Genomic DNA, 15476 nt, shown 5'->3' on the forward strand with positions numbered 1-15476 from the left:
CTCAATGAAACGCCTCAGGTCGCCAGGATCAATTCGCGACTGAAGTCCGAGTTCCCGGACTTCACACCCGAAGTGTTTATCAGCACCTATCCGGTTACCAATCCTGTCGCCATTGCTGCGATCAGAGAAGGCGCCCGTCGCGCGGGTTTGGCGTAGCTTCATTACTGGTCAACTGGACGCGAGATAACTCGCTCGTGCCTAGGTCCTATATCGTTGCCACAAGCGGCGAATGTCCGCTGGTGGCGCGACTACGACCTACGGCATGGCCATCCATGACGTCTCCTTCTGGGCGGAGACAAGTTCATCTCTGCGACCGACTTGAGGCCCACTGCCGACCGGCAGCTAATGGGCCGGCAGCGGACCGACTGCTTTTAGTTTGGCGGCTGGCCATAGCTGACGTTTGTACCGCTGAGATCACACGGCGACTTCCGACCTCAATTCGACTGTTCCGCGCCAGCCGCCAGATCCCGATGCGGTCATTTGCACGCTAGAGACGCGGAGCCCTGCAGGCGTTATTTGCGCCTTACGAAAGCTGCCAAGCCTGAACGGTGACACGCGGACTAGTCCCTGATCCATTCATCTTCGGACCCTTGCCTTAAGCCAGCGGTCAAAGGCAACGGCAAGGATCAGGATCAGACCGATGACGATGCTTTGCGTATAGGAGGAAACGTTGTTGAACTGTAGTCCGTTCTGAAGCACGCCGATTAGTGCTGCGCCCACCACGGTGCCGCCGACGCTGCCAATGCCGCCGAACAACGACGTGCCGCCGATGACGACGGCGGAAATGACGGTTAGCTCGTAGCCCATGCCGGCAACGGCTTCCGATGAGTTGAGCCGGGCCGACAGCACGAAGGCGGCGAGCCCCGCAAAGAAGCCGACGATAACATAGACAGAGATCAGAATGCGGTCGACGCGCAAACCTGAAAGTCGCGCCGCTTCCGCATTGCCGCCGACGGCATAGACGGCGCGACCATAGCGTGTGTAGCGCAGCACGATGTGACAGAGAATGGCCGCGATGGCGAAGATGATTGCAGGAACCGGCACTGGCCCGAACAGCCCGTTGCCGAACCAGCGCATCGAAGCATCGAAGCCAGAGATCGGGCCGCCATTGGAGATTGTAAGCGTCAGGCCGCGGAAGATGGTTAGCCCACCCAGGGTGACGACGAAAGGCGGAACCCTGAGCCGGGTAATCGCAACGCCCTGGATGCCGCCGGCGGCTGCGCCCACGCATACTGCAGCCAACAGCGCCGGAAACCACCCAAAGCCCTGCGTCGCCGAAGTACCGAGAGACAGCGTGTTGGCTGTTCCGCCTTTGGCGACAACCGCCGCGACCATGCCGCAGAGGGCCAGGAGCGAGCCCACCGACAGGTCGATGCCGGCGGTCAGGATGACGAAGGTCATGCCGAGCGCAATTAAGCCGGTAATAGAAATCTGCCGCAGAATGTTGAAGATATTGATCGGGTCGATGAAGCTCGGCTTCATGACCGTGAAGACGACGATCAGCGCGGCGAGAAAAAGCAGCGGCCCAAAACTCATCAACAGGCGTGCAAAATTGATCCCGCTGCTCTGCCCCTGCTCTACCCGACTGCTCATTGCGTCTTCCCCTGCCGCCGATCGAGCGCCATCAGTTCCATCAGTTTTTCCTCATTGGCCTCGACGCCCGGCATCTCGCCGGTGATCCGCCCACGACGCATGGTGACGATCCTGTCGCTGACGGCCAGCACTTCGGGCAATTCCGAGGAGATCATCATAATGGCGATGCCGCGCGCGGCGAGCTGCACCAGGATCTGGTGCACCTCGGCCTTGGCGCCAACATCCACCCCGCGCGTTGGTTCATCGACAATCAACACTTTGGGATCGCGCGCCAGCCAGCGGGCGAGCACGACCTTCTGCTGGTTGCCGCCGGAGAGCCCTTCTATCGCCTGCTCGGCCGAGGCCATGCGGATCGAGAGCATTTTCTTGTAGTCGCCCAGCGCCTCACGCTCGCGGCGTTCGGCAATGAAGCCGAGGCCGTTGCTGAAGCGCTTGAGCGCGGCAATGGAAAAATTTGTCAGTATGCCGAGCGTCGCGAAGATCGCTTGGTGCTTGCGGTCCTCTGGCACCAGCCCGATGCCGAGCGCAATCGCATCGGCTGGCGAAGCCGGCGCAATCTCCTTGCCGTCGAGCGTGATCGTGCCCGCAGCAATGCGGTCGGCGCCGAAGATAGCGCGGGCAAGCTCGGTGCGACCGGAGCCGACGAGGCCGGCGACGCCAAGGATTTCTCCAGCTTTCAGGTCGAGGTCGACGCCTTCCAGCACGATGGCGTGCGGCGCTTCCGGATCGCGCATGGTCCGCAGGCCACGAACGGAGAGCCGAACATCGCCGGCAATCTCGCGCTGGGTCGGTCGCGCATAAAGCTCGGATGCGGCGCGGCCGACCATCTTCTCGATGATTTTCGGCAGTTCTATGGGACCGCCCTCACGGTCGAGATGGCCGGCAAGCCTGCCGTCGCGCAGCACCGTCATGCGGTCGCAGATGGCGGAGGCTTCCTCGAGCCGGTGCGTCACGAACATGATCGCGACGCCGTCCTTGCGCAGCCGGTCCATGATCGACAACAACCTCTGCACTTCGGTCTCGGTCAGCGCGGAGGTTGGCTCGTCCATGATGATGAGGCGGCTCTTCAACGACAGAGCCCGCGCGATCTCGACCAGCTGCTGCTCGGCCACCGACAGTGCCGAGACGACGGTGCTGGGATCGATGGTCAGACCGACGCGGGCGACGATTTCGCGCGATGCTTCCACCATGCGGCGCCAGCTCACCAGACCCAGGAGTCCAATAGGCGCCCGGCCAATGAAAATGTTTTCGCCAACCGTCAAAGTGGGGATCAGGCTCAGTTCCTGATAGATCGTGACGATGCCGAGACGCTTGGAATCGTCCGGATTGGATGGCGCGAATTCGGCGCCGTCGAAAACCAGGCGCCCACCGGAGGGCGGCATCACGCCGGAGAGAATCTTTAGCAGCGTCGATTTGCCGGCGCCATTCTCCCCCAGAAGGCCGAGGATTTCGCCGCGGCGCACATCGAGGGTCACGTCCTTCAACGCCGTAACGCCGGCAAATTGTTTGGTGATGCCTTCGACGGCGAGCAGCAGGTCGCTGCTTGAAGGTGTTATTGCTTCGGCGAGGGACAATTGTGCAACCCCTTGAGATTGGCTCGACCGCTGGCACCGCCGGGCCCGATTTTCATCGGGTCCGGCAGCGCCGCGTCGAAATCGGGATTGGCTATTTGGTTTCCCCGATGCGCTCGGCCTTGTCGAGATTGTCCTTGCCGATGACGATCGGCGTCAGGAGGACGAGCTTTTCCTTCGGCTCAGTCTTGTCCTTGGCATAGGCGACCGCTATACGGACCGCCGTGCGCGACTGCTCGCCCGGGAACTGCTCGACCGTGCCCGCGAGCTTGCCGTCGCGTACTGCGACGATGGCTTCAGGCAGCGCATCGAAGCCGTAGATCTTGACGTCGTTGAAGCCACGAGCTGCGCATGCCTCCACGGCGCCGAGCGCCATGTCGTCATTGGCGCAGATGATCGCGTCAGGCTTGCCGTTGGCGGCAAGACCCGCTTCGGTGACCGACAGGCCTTCGGCTCGGGCGAAGTTGGCGGTCTGCTCGAAGATGATCTGGTATTTGTCCTTCAGGGGATCGAGCACGTTGTGCACGCCCTTGTTGCGGTCGATCGCCGGACCGGCGCCGGGCTGGCCCTGCAGATGGAAGATCTTGGCGCCGTTGGGGAAGGCGTCGACCATAGCCTGCGCCTCGGCCTCGCCGCCCTTCACGTTGTCGGCGCCGACATGGGCAAGAATGCCTTCGACGCCGTCGACGCGGCGATCGATGGTGACGACCGGCACGCCGGCCTGGACGGCCTGTTCGATGGCGGGCGCCAGCGCGTTGACGTCAAGCGGAGAGATGACGATCGCGTTGACCTTCTGAACGATCGCCGCTTCGATGTCGGCTGTCTGCTTGGGCGCGGAATTCTGGCCGTCGCTCTCGGTTAGGTTGACGCCCTGAGCCTTAGCCTCAACCTTGATCTGATTGAGCATGTGGACGAAGAACGGAAACGTCAGGCTGGGCACCGAACCCAGAATAGTCAACTTGTCCTGGGCAAAGGCGCCGGGCGCGACTATCGCCAGCGCGCCTATGGCAACAGACGATAAAAGAAAATCACGTCTATTCATGAACTTACTCTCCTCCCATCGGCCGGTTCGCTGCGGTCTCTTGTTCCTCCGGCGCCGGCGGGCGAAGCCTACCCAACCTCCAAAATTTGCGCAAGGAAATGGTTGCTGCTCGTCTCTCGCGCCGGGGGCACCTCCCGCCTTATCGCTTTGCGCGAAACCAGCTTGAAGATGCTGCCGAGCTTCTCCTTGCCCCCGCTTGTACCAACTGCCTCAGACGATTCTTTACTGCAGGCGCAGGTTCAGGCAGGAGATCAAGGCGAGAACTGACTATGATTTGCCAGGCGCGATGAGCAATTTCTCGATCTCCCGAGCGGAAACCGGTTTGCTGAAATGATAGCCCTGCATTTCATCGTCAATTGTTTTTGAGCAGGAAGGCGATTTGATCGTCGGTTTCTACGCCTTCGGCGATAACCCTCATCTTCAACTTTGACCTAACGAAATCACGGCGCCGGCGACAGCCTGATCGTTTTCGTCTTCGGCGACGTCGTTGATGAACGATTTATCGATCTTCAGCCGGGCAACCGGAAATCTCTTGAGTGCGCTGAGGCTGGAGTAGCCGGTTCCAAAATCGTCGATCGAGATCTGGACGCCGAGATGTTGCAGTTCGTTCATCGTCGCGACCGCCAGGTCGATATCGTGCATGATGAGGCTTTCAGTCAACTCCGCTCAAGGTAACTTGCCTCCAGGCCGCTGCCCCTTTAATGCGTTAACGACGCGGTCGATCAGGTTCTTCTCTCTGAATTGCCGTGCCGACACACGCAAACGGTCATCGGCGGCAGACCCGCATCCTGCCAGGCCTTGTTCTGTCGACAGGCTTCATGCAGAACCCAGTCGCCAATAGGCACGATCAGACCCGTCTCCTCGACCGTCACGTCATCGGTGCTACCATGCCCAGTGTCGGATGGTTCCAGCGTATTAACGCTTCTCCCGCAAAGACGCGCCCCGAGCGAAGATCGACTTGCGGCTGATAGAGCAGCACGAATTCAGAGCGAGCCACGGCGTTTCGCAATTGCTCCTGAAGCACCAATTTTTCATGCGCCCTTGAGTTGAATTCGGGAGTATAAAACTGGAAATTGTCGCGGCCGAGTTCTTTTGCGCGGTACATGGGAGCATCGGCATTGGCCAGCCGATGCTGGCCGTCGTCCTCAGGTGATGCTCTCCGATATGAACCGGCTCTGCGATCGCTGCTCGGATCGTTTGCAAGGTCTCCGAAATGAGATCGATATTCGTCGGTTGATCAACAGAACGATGACAAATTCGTCGCCCCCAAGCCGCACCACGGTATCGGTCGCCCTTACGCATTCAACGCATGAACACACCCACACCCGGCGATTCAATTAGATTAAGCTAAAATAGTTCCCAATCTCGAAACCAAAATTTCCTTTCGACGTTATGGGGCGCAAAACGATCGGGAGGTCGGGCTATGGGCAACTTTCTACCCCTGTCCATCAAGCTGATGGACGGCAAAACCATGACTGTGTCGTCAATCTGCGAGGCCGAGGTGGCGCTTCAAGGTCGATGGCGAAACAAGATGGCGGCACCCTACAAGGACGCGTGCCGGCTCATCGCTGCAGCAAAGGAAGGGAGTTGTAGCCAAGCCATCGCTTTCGCGGCATTCAAGGCCGCCGCTATCGACCAGCATCTATTGCTGCCCGCGGCCAAACCGGGAGGCAATGTCATCGAATTCCCGCGCCGGAAGGGCCCGCACTAAAATGGCAAGGCCTAGACCGAAAACCAGCAGCGATCCGACATCGGACCTTTGCCCCTACGACCTTGACGTCTTCATGAGGAAGCACGGACTGTCCAAGAGGGCGGCCGAAGTGATCATTCACACCAACGGCCCATCGCGCCATCGGTGCGACTATGCGGCGGAAGCCTATCTGCGGTTTAAGCAATTGAAAGACGGCAGGCAGAAGCCGCCTGCTCCGAATATCAAGGCGTAAGCGTCAATGACCAGGCTGTCCGATCTTGGCCCGTTTATCCCAGCTAAGCGGCTCCGCGTCGAGCAGGCCGACGAGCCATGCCGTTGCTACAACTGCCCGAACTGCGGCCAGCCTGTTGACCAACACGACGCTCGACAGGTGTTCTATCATGAAGGCCCTGGGCATGACCGCTTGAGCTTGAAACGGGAGGAAATGTTTTGGAATTCAGGCGTCGGAAAGATTAGCTCAGCGCTAAATGCTCCGGAACCTTTCGTGCAGGCCCAAGTTCGTCACCTATGCCGCGCTATTTTTTCGATTTCTGGGAAGACGGAAACCTAATCTCTGATGATGAGGGAACCGATGTGCCGGATTTCGAAACGGCAAAGGATGAAGCTCTAGTCGACCTTTCGGAGCTAATGAAAGAGATATTGACGGCTGGCGGTTCTCATGAACTGAAGCTCATCTTGCGCGATGAGAGCGGCGAAGAGTTGCTCGAACTTGCGTTAAATTACCAAGAAAAGATCCTGACGAAAATCATTGATGTTGGCCCCCATGATCACCACGGGCCAAAGTCCAACGGCGACGATCGTTTCTACGTTTGCGCTGTTTGCGGCCAAGAGGTCGACCGACGGGATATGCGTCAAGTGATGTGGCACGAGCAGCCGGACCACGAGCCGCTGGATGTTGAACCGTAGGAGCACGCGTGCCGAAATATCATGTTGAGGAAATGGACGGCGATGCCGTCACCGCTAGCCACGTTGTCAACGCGAAAACCCCTCTGAGGGTAGCCCAGGAAGCAACCGAACGCAGCGTCACCTTGCGCACAAACGAGGCGGTGTGGATGCGGGTCATCGAAGAAAAGCGCGCCTATATCTTCGAATATGCCTTTAGCCTTTAGTGCGCACTCAGCGGCCCGACGGATCATTGGGGTGGATTGGATCACCGCCGGGCCTGACCGGCCGAGGGCTTGGTCCGGGCCGGCTACCCCAAATTGTATATATTAGGCTTAGCTCAAAAAAAGCTTTTTCGACGTTACGCTCAATAAGCCAGCGCGAAAAAGGCCCGAATGCAGAAACGGAGGGGCGGAGTGCCGGGGGGCTGGCCCGTCAATTGTCAATGAGCGGCGGGAGGTTTTGGTTGCGGTGCATTCAAATGAAATGCCCGCGCTCGCCGAGGGCGGAAGGCGGCGCAAGCTCTCCCAGCACGGACCGCCAGGGCCGGGAAACGGCGTAATAGCCTCCCCGGAAGGAAGTTTCGGCCATATCAGAGAAACCACGCTATATGCCCGGCACCGGAATGGGCAATGATAAACGACGACGAGACGAAGGTCGGCGTTCTGATATTTGAAACGGCGCAAGGTAACTTCGATTTCGCCGTATTGGTAGACTTCAAGAGGTTTAAATATGAAAGCGCGCTTGGCACAGCGCGCTTTCTGTTAATTTGATCAGCCTTGCAATACGCTCAGCCATGTAAGGCGAACCCCTTCCACGGAGATCGCCAATGGCCAGATCCACCATATAAGCAGCTATCGCAGGATGAGATTCGACCGCTTTCTCGGAGCACCAGGAGCGCTGCACAAGAGCATCATCGTCCATCCGTCCCTCGCGTACCACTGTGAGCACTACCGCTCGCTTCGTGAGGTCCATGAGCCGCTGTTGAAATCGATCGAGAACACGCGTGGCCAACATCCCTGCGGCGATCCAAAACCTTTTTGATTTCGGCACGCTCCGGCACGGTTCTGCATTGCCTCAAGGATGACCTCTTCGCTGACCTCGCCTGCGCTGATGCCCTCCTGTCGGCTGCCGTTGCCGGCTGCCATCCATTTGTCGAGGAAATTGGTTCCGCGTATGCTCACCTAATGCCAGCCTCCTTTTCCAATTCACGGAGCTTCGCCTTAATCTCCTCAGGGTCCCCATGTTCAAGCCCGATGACATCGTTCCTGGTTTCCTTGAGCGCTACAATAATCTCGTCAAGCTTGGCATGGATCGCGGCTGTGTCCCGGTAGCCTTGGATCAGCACCACACCGGTGATGACGATAGCCGCCACCGAGAGGGCATAGGTGACGGCATTTGTCAGACCAAACGGGACCAGCGCCGTGCAAATCACCATGGCTACGGTCATGACGTAAAACCCGGGTGGTCGGGAAAGAAAGTCCGCCCCAAGGAAGAGGAGACGGTTCATTGTTCACTCCGCTTCGTCTGGGGATCGAGCAAATTGTCTTCCTTAGGGCACATACGGTTCACCGCTCTTGCCCATAGTCAGCGTCCTAAATGATCAAATGTTCCAACGGCTGATCGCCGCTTGCCCCTGGTTGCCGGCTCAAAGAAAAAGCCCGCCGGCGCGGCCCCAGCGGGCTTGTCCTTTCAGTTGGGCCTATTTGCCCATCTGCATTGCCATTTTGCAGAAATCTGCGTGAGACTTCGCGACGGCTTCGTCGGCACACTCCTTCATGATTGCCGCGCGGTCGTCCGCACTCATGGCCGTCCACGCAGCTTTCGTATCCGCTTCCGACTTCATGGTCTTCATACCGGCGTCGGTGAAGAACGGAGACATTTTCGCCGGGTCATCGAGCGCAGACGTGCCGGTGGAACTTCCGGCGAGGGCCGAACCCGTCACAAGAGCAAGCGATGCGCCGAGAACAAGCATTTTCGAGTTCATGAAAATTCCTCCTGATGTTAGCTGCTTGAATGCAGCCGTGCTAATGCAATGCCGGCTAGGAAAAAAGGTTTCCAAAAGAACCTGAAATTGTAGCATTCGCTTCCGATGCACCCGTGCCTGCGGCAATCGAGACAGGTCCAGGATTGTCGGCGAGCAGTTTCGCCAAAGCGGCCGTGCTGTCAGCCATTCTTGAGCCGGCGTCCATATTTGTCGCCATTGGCAATGAACTCGGTGTAAGCCGTCTCCAGCTGCTCGACTGCCTGATCTTTTGAACTTTCTCGTCCGCCCACGCTGCAGCCTCGGCCCGTGTCGGGATCGGTGCCGTTGACGAACCAGGCCCAGCTGCCGGGCTGATCACCGCTGACCGTGGGCATGATGCGCCCGGCTCTGTGGTCGCCGTGACGGGCCGAAAAGTCTTGGGGAACCGCGCGTCCGCCGATAACGGTCCGTTCCCACTTGAGGTGCACGCGTGCCCCTCTAGCACGCGCGAAGGCGAAAGCCTCGGAGCGCCGGAAAACATGAGCCAGCTCGACGCCTGCCTGGTCGAGCACCCGGAAGCCGCCATTGGTCTCTTCGACCTCCAACCGTTCTGTCATGACGGTCCTCTCACGCTCGAAACCTCTCTGTGTGCCAGACGATCTTCCCGTCAATTTTGATCGGCTTGTGAATGACCAGGCGCTTGGGCAGATGCTCAGGGTGAACCTCCAGAAGCGTGATCTTGATATTCGGCTTACACCGACTGCAGTCGAACTTCAGGCGCAACGGGTCAACGCCGCCGCCGTAGACCATCATCAGGTCGGCCGAGCGGCAGTAGAAGACGTTGCCACAGGTGCATTCCGCCTTCACAAGCATGTTGTGCCGGGTTGCCTTGCCCAGCGTGTCGATCGGTTCATGCGCCATGAGAACAGAAAAGGAACAAATTCCTTGAACGTCAAGGCGGTTTGTGGAATCTTTTAGGTATGAGTGATGAACCAACACGGCTTTCCGACGGCATGACGGCCGTCCCACATCAGGGTCGACGCGTCGAAAATCATGCATGCGAGCATCCCGGCTGCGGCAAGGACGCTGGCTTCGGCTTTGCCCGACCGCGCCAGCCATCGCACTGGTTCTGTTTCCTGCATCGCGGCGACGGCGAGCGGTTTTTGTAAGAGGCAAGAAATGTCAGTCCACGTGTTGCCAGAACCCAAGTTGCCGAAGCTGATCGTGGTTATGGCATACGACCGCGGCGAGGATGGCGAGTTGTTCACGGCGTTCGGGCCGGCCGACCAGCAGACAGAGGAGCGTGCTATCCGCCTCGCCAAAGGCCTCGCTTCCCAACACATCGGCGTTGTTGCCTGGAGCCGCGAAGCCAATCCTGCTCTTGGCGACTATGGGCCGCCAAGCGTGCTCTTCACCGCCGGTGAAGTCCCCGACATGGAATGATCAAAGGTCGAAGAGGTCAGTAGGCACGCGAGATTCCTCGCGATTACCCCATGACAGCGCCAAAGTACTCCGCTACCCGCTCTGCGCTGGCGAAGGCCGCAGGACTGGGAAAGAGTGGCCCTGCTACGAAGGCAGCGAAGCGGAAGAAGGCTTGAGAGCCGGTCTTGGATTGGTTGCAGCTACCGCAGACTCCCTTGTCCCTCTGAAAGTCGGACGTGGTGCCCAGCGCGCCTGTGATCTGCGCAACTTGGGCAGGCGTAACGTTCATCGCATGCACGATGCAGCTATCACAGACAGCTACTGGCTTTTTGGCGGTGAAACCTAATCCGTTACCAAGAAAAACCCGCCGCTCCATTCACGGCAGCGGCGGGCCAGACGATGCCGGGGGGTCGAATTTACCCGGCGCACCTAGAACTGTTTGGACGCTCAAACGTTCCCCAATCAAGGGGCCGCGCGGGCGGAACATTCGCTATTTCGTTCCGGCCCAGATGATGTGTCACTGGCATTGGGATAAGAGGCCGAGAGTCTCATCGGATGCGAGCCGCTACAACCTCATCGACCACACCACCACCAGTGCCACCACGATCCCGACGAAACAGAAAGCGACCCAGACACTGGTCATGGATTGCAGGGCACGGGTTTAATCAACCAAGCCGGCGTTGCGATGCACGATTGCGTCGAGGATAGTTTCATAGACGCTGCCGGTGTCTTCCTCGATCTCGACGCTGCTGATGCCGATCGCCTTGGCGTCTGCGAATAGCTTTTGGGTCAACTCGGCAACGGAGATGATGTCAGAGCCAACCGTTGCGGGGACGTTGGCGCCAATCCATTTGTACAAAAAATCTGTGCCGCGTGTGCTCAATCAACGGCCCTCGGCTCGAAACGGCATTAGACGCCTTGGCGAAGGATCGTTGTCGGGGAAGCCGATATGCCGGTCTGCCGGCGCGGATTGTAGCGCGCGTTCGATATCAGCCCACGGCCTGGGCTGGGTCATCATCTTCAATAAAGCGGGGTGCAAGCCATCGCCGCGCGCTGCGGCAATTTCATGCAATGACCTAAAGAGCAACATTGGGACGCATCCGTTATCCAGTGAGACTGGAAAAAGCAACGACGCGTTTGAACCGATGTTCCAGAGCAAGATACAAAAAAGCCCGCGAGGCCGAGCCATCGACTTTAGGGCCGGCGCCGGTTCCACTGCGCGCTGCGGGTCGATACTAGACGTGTGAATCCGGAGAGCTGCTGCCTTGGGAACGGTGCTCTGCTTCCACCTCAAAGTTAAGCGAGACCTGCAAGACAACGCCACCGCCCTCATCACGGACCTTGATCATCAACCTATGACGATCGCCATCCGGCAGGCTGTCCTTGATCATTTCAACGAGGGCGCGGATGGCCTCTTCTTTGACCCGATCGAAGGTTTCACAATCGGTGCCCTGATCATCAGCAAAGGCCTCGCCGTTGTCGTCGACATCGAAATAGTACAGAGCCATTATGCCGAAACTCGGCTGAAGGCGTTTGGGTTCCGATCAGGATTCGACGGTAGGGAACAGCTTGCTTTCCAGCGCCGTGGCGCGTTTGATCCTCGTGATTCATTTATGATCACCTGGTTCTTGGATACAGCTTACCAGAAGATCAAATGTTCCAATGCCGGGTCGAAACTTCAGAGGCGGGGGAGCAGCGATTTCACCAGATCTACTATTTCCGTGGTGTCGGCCGGCTTGGTAAGACACAGCCCTAGTAGGAAAACCGGGTCACACTCGTCGTGCAGCAAGCCGCTATGAACGACGAATGGAATCCCTTTATTGTCCAAGCTCTTGGCGACTTCGATGCACTCGCCGTCGCTTAACTGCACGTCAATCACCGCCGCGTCCGGCCGATATTCGGCCAAGAAGTCGGTTGCCTCAGCGCATGATCGGGCAATGGCAACTGTGAATCCGGCATCGACCAGCGCTGACTCTATGTCCAGACTGATCAGCATCTCGTCTTCAAGGACCAGAACGAGAGATCGTCTCATCGCAGCGGATTCCCGGCTTTCATTCAATCTCGCTCTTGAAAACTCTGCACCGACGCATGGCGAAGCTTCGGCTCACCGCGCAGATGCCGGACGCGGGCAGTGATGCCAGGCTTGACCCATTCAACACCGTCATCAGCGACGGCCGAGGGCACGCCGGCCGGCTGTTCGGCACGATCGCGCTCTATGCGCTGCCACAGCCGGTCTTTGATGGCGCGGGTTGTTGCGATTACGGCCTTGCCGACATATTTGCCATCCTTTGCGAACAGCCCCTCGGAAGGCTTGCCGGCCGCTTGCTTGACGCCGATGAGATCCAGGTGGTCGACATCCCAGCATTTGGTTTTGACCCAGGCATCGGATTCACCACTGCGATAGGGACTGTTGCGACGTTTCGAAACCATGCCCTCCAGATTCATCTTGTCGGCCGCGGCGAAGAAGTCCTCGCCCCCGCCCTCGACGTGCTGACTGTACGGATGATGCCGGTGGCGGGTTTCACAAGGTCCCACAGGATGGCCTTGCGCTCGATCGTCTGCAGCGGGCGCAGATCCTTCCCGTCCAGGTGCAGGATGTCGAAGGCGACGAAGGCGAGCAGTTCAGCGTTCCATGTCATGCGGGAATGCATCTGATGGAAGTTCGGCCGGCCGTCCGCCTCCGGCGCGATCATTTCGCCATCAATGATGAATGACTTCGCCGGCAGCTTTTCCGCGGCGTTGACGATCGGCCAGAACCGCTTCGACCAGTCGTGGCCGTTCCTGGTGAAGGTGCGGGCGCCGGCCCAGTCGAGTGTGAGCTGAACGCGGAAGCCGTCAAACTTGATTTCGTGCAGCCAATCTTCGCTGACGGGCGGCTCCAGCACCAGGCGTGGTTCCTGCGGTTTGATAAATCTCAGCCGGTCAGCATCGTTACCCACGCACTCATACTCCACCTGCCCCGATTCAATAAGCTTAAGCTAAAATAGTTCCATGTCGGAAATCGGCGGCCGATTGCAACAAAACGGCAAGCGTGACGTTGCGGATATTCGGGGAAACGGAGGCGAGCGCGTAGCTTTCAGGCACAAATGATTGGGAAATGCCTGCGGCAAAAAGGCGACTAGGCTTGCCTTGCAGCTTGGCGCGAATTGACTCGCTAAGCTGCTGTAAACGGCCTAGCCTGCTTTTGTCGCTGGCCACTGAACGGGCGCCGGCGCTTGAGAGCGTACATCGTACTCCCGCCCTGCGGGAGCTAAACGATGCAAGACAACAACCCCCCACGCACATTCATTTCCTCTCACGACTTCGCCATCCTTTGCGACGCCTTCAAAGCTTCGGTAGCTGAGGGCCTTGTCGCAGAGCGTCACTGGTTTCAGGACGTCAAGGATTTGATCCGCGAGCTGACCGACGAGTGTGAGCCAGAGGAGAGCCTGATCGATCGGATCATCGGGCAACAGAAGGGACACAATGGATAGTACCGAGCACGAGTATGAACTCGTATTTTTCGCCGAGAAGCATGGCCTCACGCTGCAGGCGGCGAAGATCATCCTAACTGCAAATGGACCTTCACGCTTGGCCTGCGATGCCGCTGCCAAGGCGTTTCTGACGGCGGTCGCGGTCCGAAAGAGGCAGTGGGAAAGAGATAAACCCTAAGTCTCGTTGCGATCAGCGGTTGGAACGTCCAGCCCTTTGCCATTCAATCGATATAGCGCCGGCAAACATCGTCCGCCAACACTTCGCGGACTACGGCAGTTGCCTCAGTGGCCGGACCGTTCGAGAACCCCGAAATCGACCGAACGTGCGCCTCGATCGGCCTCATCTCCCTTCGCCGCTAAACCTCGCCTAATCAACTCCCGCACTGCGTCAGACCGGCTCGACATTCTTTTCTCGAACCGCCAAGCGTCCAGGATGGCGAGTTCCTCGGCATTGAGCATGATCTGTAGAAGGGATGTTCGGGACGGCACAGCGTTGCTCTCCGACCTCAATCTGCCACACCGGCGTCTGGACAAGCGTCTTGGGTAACGTCGTAGACGTTGCCTATGTTCCGGGGAGCGGAAAAGGTTGTCGGATCATGACAAAATGCTAATGGTTAGCGATGTCCGATTTGACGACACCGCTGATCCGAAAGCTCGAAAGCCTAGGTCGTCTTTCATCAGATGATCGCGAGAGCGTCGAAGCGATGGTGCTTGTGGGTAAGCAGTTGCAGCCCGGTGAGCAGATTGCGCAGGAAGGGGACGAACCCAGCCGCTGTTGCTTGGTGGTTGAGGGGCTCCTGCGACGCTACAGCGTTTTGAACAACGGCACCCTGCAAACGCTCTCAATCCATGTCCCCGGCGATATACCCGATCTCCAAGGCTTGCATCTAAGGATCATGGATCACACACTTGCGTCGATCGGCAGAAGCAAGATTGCTTTGATTTCACACCGCGACATTCTCGAGGTTGTGCGGAAATCACCTCGCCTGGCGAATCTATTTTGGCGGGAAAGTTTGGTAGACGCGGCGGTCGCGCGCGCCTGGGTCAAGGTATTGGGAGGGCAGGATGTGGTGGGCAGGTTAGCCCACCTCGCCTGTGAGCTTTACGTGCGCATGAAGGTCATGGGACTGGTAAAAGACAATTCCTATCCGTTACCACTAACGCAAGTTCAGATCGGCGAGACAATCGGCGCGAGCGTAGTKCACGTAAATCGCATGTTGAAGAAACTGCGTGCTGACGGCCTTYTGGAGCACAAAGAAGGAYGGCTTGTCATTCTGAACTGGGACGCCTTATGCGAGATGGCAGACTTCGACCCCGGGTACCTAAACCTGCGAGACCCACACTATCTGGATGTAACGCCAGCCGCCGGCGGCTAGCACCGGCCTATTGCGAGGCACGAGGTCGGCCCGCGAGCCAAACAATTTGCGCAGGTCATTGTCACTGCAACTAATTGCATCGACTCCGCGTACCTACGTGCGATCTTTTCTGTCCGGGGGGAGTAGTGAAATCCTATCGCGTGGAGGAAATCGAATTCGGCTCGGTGGTGGCGACATACGTCGTTGAAGCAGCAACTCCATTCGAGGCTGCAGCCATAGCAACTCGCCGTACCGTCACCCTTCGGAGGGGCGAAGATGTTTGGATAAAAGTTATTGAAGTCGATCCAAAGCCCGGCCGCGACCAACGCCGACCCGTCGTATACGAGTACCATGGCGTCGGGAAACGATTGTAGCCCTGGCACCGAGCTCCTGGGCCGAGCAGCAAGGCTATGCGCAGCCCATAAAAACCCCTGCGCCGGTTGCGGCAGTTAGCCTCGCTT

Annotated in this window: 25 protein-coding genes; 8 read left to right on the forward strand and 17 right to left on the reverse strand. The window is 58.4% G+C overall.

Annotation, left to right across the window (positions count from 1 at the left end; all coding sequences use genetic code 11):
- Window positions 1-576: 576 nt before the first annotated feature.
- From AC1DZ8_RS28680 to AC1DZ8_RS28700, 5 genes are all read right to left on the reverse strand, one after another.
- Window positions 577-1593 carry an ABC transporter permease gene (locus AC1DZ8_RS28680; RefSeq protein ID WP_477310695.1) on the reverse strand — a complete coding sequence of 339 codons (1017 nt, stop codon included), beginning with the start codon at window positions 1591-1593 and terminating at the stop codon, window positions 577-579.
- Complete coding sequence (locus AC1DZ8_RS28685) at window positions 1590-3167, reverse strand: sugar ABC transporter ATP-binding protein (protein ID WP_477310693.1); 1578 nt, start codon at window positions 3165-3167, stop codon at window positions 1590-1592. The genes AC1DZ8_RS28680 and AC1DZ8_RS28685 overlap by 4 nt, the downstream gene beginning before the upstream one ends.
- A gap of 91 nt (window positions 3168-3258) precedes the next feature.
- Window positions 3259-4206 carry a substrate-binding domain-containing protein gene (locus AC1DZ8_RS28690; RefSeq protein WP_477310691.1) on the reverse strand — a complete coding sequence of 316 codons (948 nt, stop codon included), beginning with the start codon at window positions 4204-4206 and terminating at the stop codon, window positions 3259-3261.
- A 420-nt stretch (window positions 4207-4626) separates the two neighbouring features.
- Window positions 4627-4848, reverse strand: coding sequence for an EAL domain-containing protein (locus tag AC1DZ8_RS28695; protein ID WP_477310689.1), 222 nt, complete (start codon window positions 4846-4848; stop codon window positions 4627-4629).
- A gap of 226 nt (window positions 4849-5074) precedes the next feature.
- Complete coding sequence (locus AC1DZ8_RS28700) at window positions 5075-5311, reverse strand: EAL domain-containing protein (protein ID WP_477310687.1); 237 nt, start codon at window positions 5309-5311, stop codon at window positions 5075-5077.
- A gap of 318 nt (window positions 5312-5629) precedes the next feature.
- Here AC1DZ8_RS28700 and AC1DZ8_RS28705 point away from each other — a divergent pair, with 318 nt between their 5' ends.
- The 3 genes from AC1DZ8_RS28705 (at window position 5630) to AC1DZ8_RS28715 (ending at window position 7026) form a co-directional block, all read left to right on the forward strand.
- On the forward strand, window positions 5630-5917 hold the full coding sequence (locus AC1DZ8_RS28705) for a DUF982 domain-containing protein (RefSeq protein ID WP_477310685.1): 288 nt from the start codon (window positions 5630-5632) through the stop codon (window positions 5915-5917).
- A 507-nt stretch (window positions 5918-6424) separates the two neighbouring features.
- Complete coding sequence (locus AC1DZ8_RS28710; RefSeq protein ID WP_477310683.1) at window positions 6425-6823, forward strand: DUF6894 family protein; 399 nt, start codon at window positions 6425-6427, stop codon at window positions 6821-6823.
- Window positions 6824-6831: 8 nt separating this feature from the next.
- Window positions 6832-7026 (forward strand): hypothetical protein, encoded by a 195-nt coding sequence (locus AC1DZ8_RS28715; RefSeq protein ID WP_477310681.1) that lies wholly within the window; start codon window positions 6832-6834, stop codon window positions 7024-7026.
- A gap of 499 nt (window positions 7027-7525) precedes the next feature.
- Here AC1DZ8_RS28715 and AC1DZ8_RS28720 read toward each other — a convergent pair whose 3' ends face one another.
- The 6 genes from AC1DZ8_RS28720 to AC1DZ8_RS28745 form a co-directional block, all read right to left on the reverse strand.
- Entirely contained in the window at window positions 7526-7723 is a 198-nt protein-coding gene (locus AC1DZ8_RS28720) for a hypothetical protein (RefSeq protein ID WP_477310679.1), read from the reverse strand.
- Between the two features lie 26 nt (window positions 7724-7749).
- Complete coding sequence (locus AC1DZ8_RS28725; RefSeq protein ID WP_477401999.1) at window positions 7750-7983, reverse strand: hypothetical protein; 234 nt, start codon at window positions 7981-7983, stop codon at window positions 7750-7752.
- Window positions 7980-8309, reverse strand: a complete 330-nt coding sequence (locus AC1DZ8_RS28730) for a low affinity iron permease family protein (protein ID WP_477310677.1) — start codon at window positions 8307-8309, stop codon at window positions 7980-7982. The genes AC1DZ8_RS28725 and AC1DZ8_RS28730 overlap by 4 nt, the downstream gene beginning before the upstream one ends.
- Before the next feature lie 192 nt (window positions 8310-8501).
- Window positions 8502-8786: a hypothetical protein gene (locus AC1DZ8_RS28735; RefSeq protein ID WP_477310675.1), complete on the reverse strand. Its 285-nt coding sequence runs from the start codon at window positions 8784-8786 to the stop codon at window positions 8502-8504.
- A 179-nt stretch (window positions 8787-8965) separates the two neighbouring features.
- Complete coding sequence (locus AC1DZ8_RS28740) at window positions 8966-9382, reverse strand: hypothetical protein (RefSeq protein ID WP_477310673.1); 417 nt, start codon at window positions 9380-9382, stop codon at window positions 8966-8968.
- A gap of 10 nt (window positions 9383-9392) precedes the next feature.
- Window positions 9393-9824, reverse strand: a complete 432-nt coding sequence (locus AC1DZ8_RS28745) for a hypothetical protein (RefSeq protein WP_477310672.1) — start codon at window positions 9822-9824, stop codon at window positions 9393-9395.
- 120 nt (window positions 9825-9944) lie between these two features.
- Here AC1DZ8_RS28745 and AC1DZ8_RS28750 point away from each other — a divergent pair, with 120 nt between their 5' ends.
- Both AC1DZ8_RS28750 and AC1DZ8_RS28755 read left to right on the forward strand, forming a co-directional pair.
- Window positions 9945-10208 (forward strand): hypothetical protein, encoded by a 264-nt coding sequence (locus AC1DZ8_RS28750; RefSeq protein ID WP_477310699.1) that lies wholly within the window; start codon window positions 9945-9947, stop codon window positions 10206-10208.
- Window positions 10209-10240: 32 nt separating this feature from the next.
- Window positions 10241-10363: a MucR family transcriptional regulator gene (locus AC1DZ8_RS28755; protein ID WP_477310697.1), complete on the forward strand. Its 123-nt coding sequence runs from the start codon at window positions 10241-10243 to the stop codon at window positions 10361-10363.
- Between the two features lie 485 nt (window positions 10364-10848).
- Here the strand turns inward: AC1DZ8_RS28755 and AC1DZ8_RS28760 are convergent, their stop codons facing one another.
- The 6 genes from AC1DZ8_RS28760 to AC1DZ8_RS28785 all read right to left on the reverse strand — a co-directional run bounded on the left by AC1DZ8_RS28760 (window position 10849) and on the right by AC1DZ8_RS28785 (window position 13385).
- Complete coding sequence (locus tag AC1DZ8_RS28760) at window positions 10849-11070, reverse strand: DUF768 domain-containing protein (protein ID WP_477310670.1); 222 nt, start codon at window positions 11068-11070, stop codon at window positions 10849-10851.
- A 352-nt stretch (window positions 11071-11422) separates the two neighbouring features.
- Complete coding sequence (locus tag AC1DZ8_RS28765) at window positions 11423-11695, reverse strand: DUF6894 family protein (protein ID WP_477310668.1); 273 nt, start codon at window positions 11693-11695, stop codon at window positions 11423-11425.
- 170 nt (window positions 11696-11865) lie between these two features.
- Window positions 11866-12219 carry a response regulator gene (locus tag AC1DZ8_RS28770; RefSeq protein ID WP_477310666.1) on the reverse strand — a complete coding sequence of 118 codons (354 nt, stop codon included), beginning with the start codon at window positions 12217-12219 and terminating at the stop codon, window positions 11866-11868.
- A 23-nt stretch (window positions 12220-12242) separates the two neighbouring features.
- On the reverse strand, window positions 12243-12617 hold the full coding sequence (locus AC1DZ8_RS28775; RefSeq protein ID WP_477402002.1) for a DNA ligase-like domain-containing protein: 375 nt from the start codon (window positions 12615-12617) through the stop codon (window positions 12243-12245).
- 11 nt (window positions 12618-12628) lie between these two features.
- Window positions 12629-13126, reverse strand: a complete 498-nt coding sequence (locus AC1DZ8_RS28780) for an ATP-dependent DNA ligase (protein WP_477402004.1) — start codon at window positions 13124-13126, stop codon at window positions 12629-12631.
- Window positions 13127-13160: 34 nt separating this feature from the next.
- The gene (locus AC1DZ8_RS28785) at window positions 13161-13385 is read right to left on the reverse strand and encodes a hypothetical protein (RefSeq protein ID WP_477307022.1); all 225 of its coding nucleotides are present in this window, start codon (window positions 13383-13385) and stop codon (window positions 13161-13163) included.
- A gap of 59 nt (window positions 13386-13444) precedes the next feature.
- On the opposite strand from AC1DZ8_RS28785, the gene AC1DZ8_RS28790 reads away from it, so the two are divergent.
- The 3 genes from AC1DZ8_RS28790 (at window position 13445) to AC1DZ8_RS28800 (ending at window position 15036) form a co-directional block, all read left to right on the forward strand.
- On the forward strand, window positions 13445-13660 hold the full coding sequence (locus AC1DZ8_RS28790; protein ID WP_477307024.1) for a hypothetical protein: 216 nt from the start codon (window positions 13445-13447) through the stop codon (window positions 13658-13660).
- A complete protein-coding gene (locus AC1DZ8_RS28795) occupies window positions 13653-13838 on the forward strand; it encodes a hypothetical protein (protein WP_477307026.1) in 186 nt (61 codons plus the stop codon). Before AC1DZ8_RS28790 ends, AC1DZ8_RS28795 begins: the two co-directional genes overlap by 8 nt.
- 451 nt (window positions 13839-14289) lie before the next feature.
- Window positions 14290-15036 (forward strand): Crp/Fnr family transcriptional regulator, encoded by a 747-nt coding sequence (locus AC1DZ8_RS28800; protein WP_477402006.1) that lies wholly within the window; start codon window positions 14290-14292, stop codon window positions 15034-15036.
- The last annotated feature ends 440 nt before the right edge of the window (window positions 15037-15476 follow it).

It is taken from the genome of Mesorhizobium sp. P2_F7 (assembly GCF_056403695.1).

Bases quoted from the DNA above. Each gene is read 5' to 3' on its own strand.
- AC1DZ8_RS28775 (WP_477402002.1), bottom strand. From the start codon at position 12,617: ATGGTTTCGAAACGTCGCAACAGTCCCTATCGCAGTGGTGAATCCGAT.
- AC1DZ8_RS28750 (WP_477310699.1), top strand. From the start codon at position 9,945: ATGTCAGTCCACGTGTTGCCAGAACCCAAGTTGCCGAAGCTGATCGTG.
- AC1DZ8_RS28700 (WP_477310687.1), bottom strand. From the start codon at position 5,311: ATGTACCGCGCAAAAGAACTCGGCCGCGACAATTTCCAGTTTTATACT.
- AC1DZ8_RS28735 (WP_477310675.1), bottom strand. From the start codon at position 8,786: ATGAACTCGAAAATGCTTGTTCTCGGCGCATCGCTTGCTCTTGTGACG.
- AC1DZ8_RS28705 (WP_477310685.1), top strand. From the start codon at position 5,630: ATGGGCAACTTTCTACCCCTGTCCATCAAGCTGATGGACGGCAAAACC.
- AC1DZ8_RS28720 (WP_477310679.1), bottom strand. From the start codon at position 7,723: ATGGACGATGATGCTCTTGTGCAGCGCTCCTGGTGCTCCGAGAAAGCG.
- AC1DZ8_RS28765 (WP_477310668.1), bottom strand. From the start codon at position 11,695: ATGGCTCTGTACTATTTCGATGTCGACGACAACGGCGAGGCCTTTGCT.
- AC1DZ8_RS28770 (WP_477310666.1), bottom strand. From the start codon at position 12,219: ATGAGACGATCTCTCGTTCTGGTCCTTGAAGACGAGATGCTGATCAGT.
- AC1DZ8_RS28680 (WP_477310695.1), bottom strand. From the start codon at position 1,593: ATGAGCAGTCGGGTAGAGCAGGGGCAGAGCAGCGGGATCAATTTTGCA.
- AC1DZ8_RS28795 (WP_477307026.1), top strand. From the start codon at position 13,653: ATGGATAGTACCGAGCACGAGTATGAACTCGTATTTTTCGCCGAGAAG.
- AC1DZ8_RS28745 (WP_477310672.1), bottom strand. From the start codon at position 9,824: ATGCATGATTTTCGACGCGTCGACCCTGATGTGGGACGGCCGTCATGC.
- AC1DZ8_RS28695 (WP_477310689.1), bottom strand. From the start codon at position 4,848: ATGCACGATATCGACCTGGCGGTCGCGACGATGAACGAACTGCAACAT.
- AC1DZ8_RS28790 (WP_477307024.1), top strand. From the start codon at position 13,445: ATGCAAGACAACAACCCCCCACGCACATTCATTTCCTCTCACGACTTC.
- AC1DZ8_RS28690 (WP_477310691.1), bottom strand. From the start codon at position 4,206: ATGAATAGACGTGATTTTCTTTTATCGTCTGTTGCCATAGGCGCGCTG.
- AC1DZ8_RS28730 (WP_477310677.1), bottom strand. From the start codon at position 8,309: ATGAACCGTCTCCTCTTCCTTGGGGCGGACTTTCTTTCCCGACCACCC.
- AC1DZ8_RS28710 (WP_477310683.1), top strand. From the start codon at position 6,425: ATGCCGCGCTATTTTTTCGATTTCTGGGAAGACGGAAACCTAATCTCT.
- AC1DZ8_RS28740 (WP_477310673.1), bottom strand. From the start codon at position 9,382: ATGACAGAACGGTTGGAGGTCGAAGAGACCAATGGCGGCTTCCGGGTG.